Source organism: Klebsiella sp. X1-16S-Nf21, assembly GCF_002837615.1.
In the GTDB taxonomy this organism is placed as follows: Bacteria; Pseudomonadota; Gammaproteobacteria; order Enterobacterales; family Enterobacteriaceae; genus Klebsiella; species Klebsiella variicola.
Genome location: NZ_PJDK01000033.1, coordinates 52,619 through 60,277 on the forward strand (window position 1 = coordinate 52,619; position 7,659 = coordinate 60,277).

At 56.9% G+C, this 7,659-nt stretch carries 7 protein-coding genes; 4 read left to right on the plus strand and 3 right to left on the minus strand.

Going from position 1 to position 7,659, the window contains the following annotated elements; all coding sequences use genetic code 11:
- The first annotated feature begins 125 nt into the window (after window positions 1-125).
- Window positions 126-1,352, plus strand: a complete 1,227-nt coding sequence (locus CW267_RS16240; protein ID WP_046620775.1) for a LysR family transcriptional regulator — start codon at window positions 126-128, stop codon at window positions 1,350-1,352.
- Here the strand turns inward: CW267_RS16240 and CW267_RS16245 are convergent.
- The 3 genes from CW267_RS16245 to CW267_RS16255 form a co-directional block, all read right to left on the minus strand.
- The gene (locus CW267_RS16245; protein ID WP_046620776.1) at window positions 1,349-2,611 is read right to left on the minus strand and encodes a gallate dioxygenase; all 1,263 of its coding nucleotides are present in this window, start codon (window positions 2,609-2,611) and stop codon (window positions 1,349-1,351) included. The genes CW267_RS16240 and CW267_RS16245 overlap by 4 nt on opposite strands.
- 13 nt (window positions 2,612-2,624) lie before the next feature.
- The gene (locus tag CW267_RS16250) at window positions 2,625-3,995 is read right to left on the minus strand and encodes an MFS transporter (protein ID WP_012540273.1); all 1,371 of its coding nucleotides are present in this window, start codon (window positions 3,993-3,995) and stop codon (window positions 2,625-2,627) included.
- Window positions 3,996-4,206: 211 nt separating this feature from the next.
- Entirely contained in the window at window positions 4,207-5,148 is a 942-nt protein-coding gene (locus tag CW267_RS16255; RefSeq protein ID WP_100781161.1) for a LacI family DNA-binding transcriptional regulator, read from the minus strand.
- Between the two features lie 293 nt (window positions 5,149-5,441).
- Between CW267_RS16255 and CW267_RS16260 the strand changes: the two genes are divergently transcribed.
- The 3 genes from CW267_RS16260 (at window position 5,442) to CW267_RS16270 (ending at window position 7,490) form a co-directional block, all read left to right on the plus strand.
- Window positions 5,442-5,756: a PTS sugar transporter subunit IIB gene (locus CW267_RS16260; RefSeq protein ID WP_004145041.1), complete on the plus strand. Its 315-nt coding sequence runs from the start codon at window positions 5,442-5,444 to the stop codon at window positions 5,754-5,756.
- A gap of 11 nt (window positions 5,757-5,767) precedes the next feature.
- Window positions 5,768-7,090 (plus strand): PTS cellobiose transporter subunit IIC, encoded by a 1,323-nt coding sequence (locus tag CW267_RS16265; RefSeq protein ID WP_008806769.1) that lies wholly within the window; start codon window positions 5,768-5,770, stop codon window positions 7,088-7,090.
- Between the two features lie 97 nt (window positions 7,091-7,187).
- Entirely contained in the window at window positions 7,188-7,490 is a 303-nt protein-coding gene (locus CW267_RS16270; RefSeq protein WP_002923158.1) for a PTS lactose/cellobiose transporter subunit IIA, read from the plus strand.
- Window positions 7,491-7,659 lie beyond the last annotated feature (169 nt).

A 7,659-nucleotide genomic window follows, 5' to 3' on the forward strand; every position in this document is an offset into this window, starting at 1 on the left:
TGGCTTCCTCTGTTGTTTTTTTCAGCTTGTCATGTCCCGTCGCAGGGAGGTAATTCGTTAACTTGCGAAGGCTATGATTTTTATTTATGTTGTCGACTCACTCACTGTTTCAGGCCTGACGAACCATGCTGAAGAAAAAGCACGATAAAATCATAAATATCATGCAGCTGCGTTTTTTCTGTCAGGTCGCGCTGCGCGGCAGCGTCTCGCGTGCGGCCGATGACTTATTCCGCACGCAGTCAGCGATAACCCGGGCCATCCGCGACCTTGAAGCCGCGTTGAACGTCACGCTGTTCGAACGCCATTACAGCGGCATGGTGCCCACCGAGTATGGCAAGTGCATCCTGCCGCGCGCCCGGCGGGCGATTGACGACCTGCAGGCCATCCCGGCGCTGTTGCAGAAGCACCATACCCGCAGCAGCGGCCCGCTGGCGGACGCCGGCTGGCTGTTCAATACCCGCCGGTTAGCCATATTTATTCAGCTCTATCACGTCAACCATACCCAAACCGTCGCGCAACAGTTGGGGATCACTCAGCCGGCGGTCAGTGCCGCGCTGAAGGTCCTGGAGAAAGGGGCGGATTCGGCGCTATTTCGCCGGACGCCAGAAGGGGTGCGCCCCACGCCCGCCGCGGAGCTACTCTATCCCCCGGTAAGCAGAGCGCTCAACGAGCTGGAAAACATCTGGAGCGATATCGCCGCCCGTCGCGGGGTGCTGGAGGGCACCGTGCGCATTGGCGCCCTGCCGCTGAGCCGGACCCGGCTACTGCCCTCCGCCATCGCCGCCTTTCTGGCCCAGCACCCGGGCATTACCCTCATGACCAATGAAAGCCCGTATGAGTCGCTGGTCGCCGATATGCGGGCAGGTAATATCGATTTTATTATCGGCGCCCTGCGTCAGGATGAAGATCTCCCGGACCTCTGTAGCGAGGCGTTATTCGAAGAGGATATGTTGATTTTACTGCGTAATAACCACCCGCTGCTGCGCCATCCGGATCCGCGCAGCCGGCTGGCGACCGCGCAATGGGTGCTGCCGCGCGCCAACGCGCCGGCGCGCCATTTGCTGGATAAGGCGTTTGTCACCCTGGGGCTGCCGCTGCCCCAGCCGACGGTGGAGACCGGGGACGCGGCGATGGTGCGAGGATTGCTGCAGGACTCCGACATGCTGGCGGCGGTCTCCGCCAGCCAGATGCGTTTTGAGACAGACAATGGGCTGCTCAGCGTGTTGCCGGTCCCCCTGCCCGATACCACCCGGCGTATCGGGCTGACGTTTCGCGCCGGCAGCCTGCCCTCCCCGGCGACGCAGGCGCTGTTGCGTTTTATCTATCAGCAGGTTCAGGACGGGACCGTTTAACGTTTACCCGCCACCGAATAGGTTACCTGTTGGTTGCGCGTTTGCTGAAACGCCTCCAGCGTCTGCCCGCGCATCGCGGCGTAAATATGCAGGTTGGATACGCCGACCACCGCGCCCATTTTCTCCAGCAGGAAGAAACTGGCGCCATACTGAATCAATCCCCGCCAGTCGCGTACGTTGAGCAACTGCTGTTCCTCCTCGCTCAGTCCGGCTTCGGCATAAAGCGACTGAGGCGACTGCAGAAAACGTTCGCGCCAGGCAGGCTCAATCAGCCGATGCAGGAAACGGTTAAGCCGCAAGCCATTCAGGCTGCGCTCGTGGGTAAAAGGATAGGTTCCCGGCAGTTTCTCCACCCCGGCCAGCTGCTGCGCCATATGCTGGCGATGGCGCGTCAGGGTATCGACGGGGGGCAGGCGCGCATTGTTCTCAAGGATCAGCGTGGCGATACCGGTCATCGACGGCAGGTAATAGTCGCGCCAGGTTTCGGTGACATTGGCTGATAGCGCGCCGCGCATCACCAGCCACATGATCACTTCGGACCCCTCCATCCCCCCCAGCTCAGCATATTCGCCAAGGGTCATTTCGGTGAGCTTTTCCGGGTCATTAACCAGCATGTCAACAAACTGGGCATCCCAGTCGGGATTATTAAATCCGCAGCGCTCGCCATGAACCTGATGCGAGAGCCCGCCGGTCGCGACAATCGCCACATTGATATCTTCCGGGAAGCTTTCAATTGCCCGGCGCAGCGCCTGGCCGAGTTTGTAACAACGGCGCGCGCTCGGTACCGGAAATTGCAGCACGCCGATCTGTAACGGGATCACCGCCGTCGGCCACCCCTGCGCTTCATCCCAGGGCAGCAGCGCCGAAAGCGGCGAGAAAAGGCCGTGGTCGAGCTTTTTATCCATAAAGAACGACATATCAAACTCATCGGCCATCAGGCTGGCGCCAATGTGCCTTGAGAGCGCCGCATTGCCCTGGACCGGCGGCAGACAGCGTGGTCCGCCGCCTTCATCGGCAACGTCATATTGACTGTCGATTCCCAGCGTAAAAGTCGAATAGTGATCGAAGAAAAAGGCGGTCACATGATCATTAAAGATGTACACCAGCGCATCCGGTTTTTTCTCCTCCAGCCAGCGCTGCAGCGGTTCGAAGCTCTGGAAGATCGGCGACCACGCCGGGTCCTGCTGTTTATGATGATCGACCGCGAAGCCGATAGTCGGGGTATGAGAGACGGCGATACCGCCGAGAATGTTAGCCATCAGATAACTCCACTTATCGGTGTTCCAGGGGGGATGACAAAGCGTCCAGTTCTGCCTCTGTGAGTCGAGGCTTAGCGTGATTCATACGGTGCAACAAAATACAGATCCCCGCCAGGCAGGCCGGCAGCGCAAGCACCAAAAAGATCGACGAGTGTCCCGGTACGGCCAGCATCAGCATCCCGCCCAGCGTGGAGCTGAGAATAGCCCCGGTACGGCCGATACCATGCATCCAGCTGACGCCGGTAGCACGGATCTCGGTTTGATAATAGGCTGGCGAATAGGCCTGCAGACCGTTCTGCGCGCCGTTAATGCACATCCCGCTGATAAAAATCAGCACCGACAGCGCCGCCGATCCGAAATCCATCAACCCTTGGGACAACAGGCACAGGCAGCCGAGGAAATAGGTTGCCGCAATCACGGCTTTCGCCGAAGCGCGATCCATCAGCATACCGACAAGGATCCCGCCCAGCGGGCCGCCGAGCTGGAACAAGCCGGTCATCATCGCCGCCTGCTGCAGCGACAGCCCGCCGGAGCGGAGAATGGTTGGCAGCCAGCCGTTCAGCAGATATATCACGAACAGCCCCATAAAATAGGTCAGCCACAGCGCTATCGTGCCGCGGGCATAGCCATGCCGAAACAGCTGCGCCACTTTGCTGCTCCGCGTGATGGGCGGCGCATTCAACTGAAAAACGGTTTCCGCCGTAAACTGGCCCCCAAGCCGGTTAAGCGCCCTGGCGATCTGCTCGCCCGGTAGCCGGCGCGCCACCATGTTCATCGCCGACTCCGGCAACATCACGATCATAAAGGGGAGCACCACGAGCGGCAGCACGCCGCCAAAAATCAGCGCCGAGTGCCAGCTGTAATGCGATAACAAACCGGCGGCGATAAAGCCGCCGAGGCCGGAACCCACGTTAAAACCGCTGTACATCAGGGTGATCATCACCCCTTTACGCCGCTCCGGCATATATTCTGCCACCAGCGTGACGCAGTTGGGCATCACCGCGCCAAGGCCAAGGCCAGTAAGAAAACGCATCAGCGCCAGTTGCGATGGGCTTTGCGCCACGGCGCCGGCCAGGCTGAACAGCGCAAACAGCGCCACCGACCAGAGTAAAATGCGTTTTCGGCCGTAGCGGTCAGAAAGCGGGCCCGCCACCAGGGCGCCAATGGCGACGCCGAACATGGCCGCCCCAAGAATCGGCCCCATTTCAGCCCGGCTGATGCCCCAGTCCTCAATGAGCGCCGGGGCGACAAAGCCCATCACCGCGGCGTCATACCCATCCAGCATAATGATGATGAAACAGAGCAGCAGCACGTTCCATTGAAAGCGCGAGACCGGACGGGCATCTATCCACGCTTTCACATCGACAACGTTCATGTGATTCATAGGGTCACTTCCTTAAGCAGGCGGTACGAATGTTCTGGTTAGTGTTTTTTGAGTGGAACTTTCGTACTCAACTTAAGGCAGGTCACGCAGGCTGTCCGGTTCGAAAACCCGGCGTCAGATATGAGTTTTATTTATAATGTGAGGGATACGACAAAAACCAGCCAGCAAAAAACCCGCAGCCAACGGCGGCGGGTCAGGGCAAGAGCGGAGTTCAGTGCTTCGGAATAATTAAATCGCCGCGCAGCGGGCTGCCGCCCGGGGTGTCCGTTTTCTCGGTCAGCCAGTTGACGATCCGCGACGCCATCGCGTCCATGGAATATTCAATGGCCGGAATGGTGGGGATACCGGGCAGCTGTAACGATCCGGCGAGACTAAACACCATCACATTTTGCGGAACGGCGCGGTTAAACGCCTGCAGCTGCGGCACCACGCGCTGCGCCTGCTGTTCATCGCTCACCAACAGCGCGTTAAAGTTCAGCGTCGTGGCGTTATTGACCAGCTCCTGCACCGCCACCGACGGCGAGGTGTTATCCAGAAACACCAGGTTGCGATTAAACGGCAAAAAGTTTTTTTCCAGCGCGTGCTTGTAGCCCAGCAGCACCTGATCGGCAAAGCCGCTGCTCTGCGGATGAATCAGCGCAATCTGCCGTCTGCCCTGGCTAATCAGATAGTGGCAGGCGGTTTCGGCAGCGAAGGCATGATCGAACTGAATGCTGTTGTCGCCCTCGCTGTCGAGGCAGTCCACCAGCACCACGTCCGGGCGGTTAATATTCAGGGGAAAACGCGCGCCGATGATCAGCACGTTATCGCACAACCCGCAGGTCAACTCCTCCAGCGAGCTCATCACGCCGTTGCTGGTGTTGGCGAAGCGCAGCAGCAGGTGCTTCTGGTGCTGGCTGAGCTGTTTTTCCAGGGCGTAGAGATAGCTGGTGGTTTGGTTGATGTTGTCCTGGGCGCAGATGACGCCGATACAGCCGGTGGACTGGCTGAGCAACGACTGGGCTATCATGTTTGGCCGGTAATTGAGCGCTTCCGCCGCCTGCAGCACCGCCTGACGACTGGCTTCCTTCACGCCACGTGAGCCGCTCAACACTCGCGACACCGTGGCTTTGGAAACCCCGGCAAGTCGTGAAACATCATTGATTGTCGACATCATTTTCCCCTGCGCGGGCGCCGCGTCCCGCCAAAATCCTGTAAACCTGAATCGCTTCAATTGTGACCAGCGCAGTATATCCATTTCACCATTTGTTTGGAAACCGATTTTCCATTTCAGCGCAAAACATCGCCAAATCGACAGAATAATGTGAGCGAAATCCAATAAATCCGCCCCATAAGCAGGAGATCTTGACCACTATCACAGTTCTGCTTTTTATGAATGGAAACCGGTTTCCGTCTGATATCAAATCATCCACGCAATAACTTTTTACATTTTGAGGATGGTCGTCGATGTACAAGATTATGCTGTGCTGCTCTGCCGGGATGTCCACCAGTCTGCTGGTCAGAAAGATGGTGGAGGCGGCGAATGAACGTGACCTGCCGGTGCAGATTGATGCCTATGGCGTTTCCGAATTTGACATGCAGTTTCCGCAGTATCAGGTGGTGTTGCTTGGCCCCCAAGTGAAATACATGTTGAAAACCCTGTCTGACAAAGCGGCTTCCCTGAACATTCCCGTTCAGCCCATCGATACGATGGACTACGGTATGCAGCGGGGAGACAACGTCCTGAATTATGCTCTGTCGCTGATCCCAGCGGCGCACTGAGAGGTGTTGAAATGAGTTCTCTGTATCAGTCCATGATTGCCGTGATCGAGCAATCTATTACTCCGCTGGCAGGACGCCTTGGGCAGCAGAAATACGTTATCGCTATCCGCGATGGCTTCACTGCCGCCTTGCCGTTTATGATCATCGGCTCTTTCATGCTGGTATTTATCTTTCCGCCGTTTTCACCCGATACCACCAACGGCTTTGCCCGCGGCTGGCTTGATTTCTCCCAGCACTACCGCGAACAGCTGATGCTGCCGTTTAACCTCAGCATGGGCGTGATGACCTTCTTTATCTCGGTCGGCATTGGCGCCAGCCTCGGTCGTCAGTTTCAGCTCGATCCGGTGATGTCCGGTCTGCTGGCGTTTATGGCCTTCCTGCTGGTCGCCGCACCCTATGCCGATGGCAAAATTTCCACTCAGTATCTGTCCGGTCAGGGCATTTTCACCGCGCTGATCACCGCCATCTACTCCACCCGCGTTTATGCGTGGCTGAAGCAAAACAACATTACGATTCGTCTGCCGAAAGAGGTCCCCACCGGCGTCGCCCGTTCGTTTGAAATCCTGATCCCGGTGCTGGTGGTCATTGCGACTCTGCATCCGCTGAACCTGTTTATCGAAGCGCAGACCGGGATGATCCTGCCGCAGGCGATCATGCATCTGCTGGAGCCGCTGGTTTCCGCCTCCGACTCGCTGCCGGCGATTTTGCTCTCCGTTCTGATGTGCCAGATTTTCTGGTTCGCCGGGATCCACGGCTCACTGATTGTTACCGGCATTATGAACCCGTTCTGGATGGCCAACCTGTCGGCAAACCAGGCGGCGCTGGCGGCGGGTACGGTGCTGCCGCACGTCTATCTGCAGGGCTTCTGGGATCACTATCTGCTGATTGGCGGTGTCGGTTCGACTCTGCCGCTGGCTTTCCTGCTGCTGCGTAGCCGGGCCACTCATCTGCGCACCATCGGCAAGATGGGCATTGTGCCGAGCTTCTTTAATATTAACGAGCCGATTCTGTTCGGGGCGCCAATCATCATGAACCCGATGATGTTTATCCCCTTCGTCTGCGTGCCGATGGTCAACGCGGTGCTGGCTTACGGCGCGACGCGTCTTGGCTGGCTGAGCCAGGTGGTGTCGCTGACGCCGTGGACCACGCCGGCACCGATTGGCGCGTCGTGGGCGGCCAACTGGACCCTGAGTCCGGTGGTGATGTGCGTTATCTGCATGGTGATGTCGGCGGTCATTTACCTGCCGTTCCTGCGCGCCTATGAACGTTCCTTAATGAAAACCGAAGTTGAGAAAGCCAAAAATAGCGTTCCAGTGGCAGAAACCGTTAGCTAATCCCTCTCCTTCCGGAGAGATAATAAGATGACAGCGTAATAATGCAGAAAATGGACTTTCACTGCATTATTAAATAATAAATACCTCAGGAATACACATGATTGAATTAGAAGATGCGGTAATGGAAATTATCGTTAATGCAGGACAGTCACGCTCATTATGTTTTGAAGCGTTGCATGCGGCCCGAACCGGAAATATCGACGAAGCGCGCTTACTCTTAAATGAGGCCGACGGCTACGCCCGCCGGGCGCATCAGATGCAGACCCAGCTCATCGGGCAGGATGCCGGTGAAGCGCGTCAGCCTATGACGCTGATTATGGTACATGCCCAGGATCATCTGATGAATTCGCTGCTGGCCCGCGAGTTCTCAGAAGAATTAATCCATCTGTACCAGCGTTAATTAATATGAAATAACGTCAGCGAGAATATTATTCTCCGGCGTCGCTGTACCCTAAAAAACAAATCAGCTTATTTTGGTTATTTATTTTAGCCAGAATGGGATGGTTATTATCTGAAATATATTAATTATTAAAGCGAGATAACCATGAATACTGTGAAAAAACTGCCTT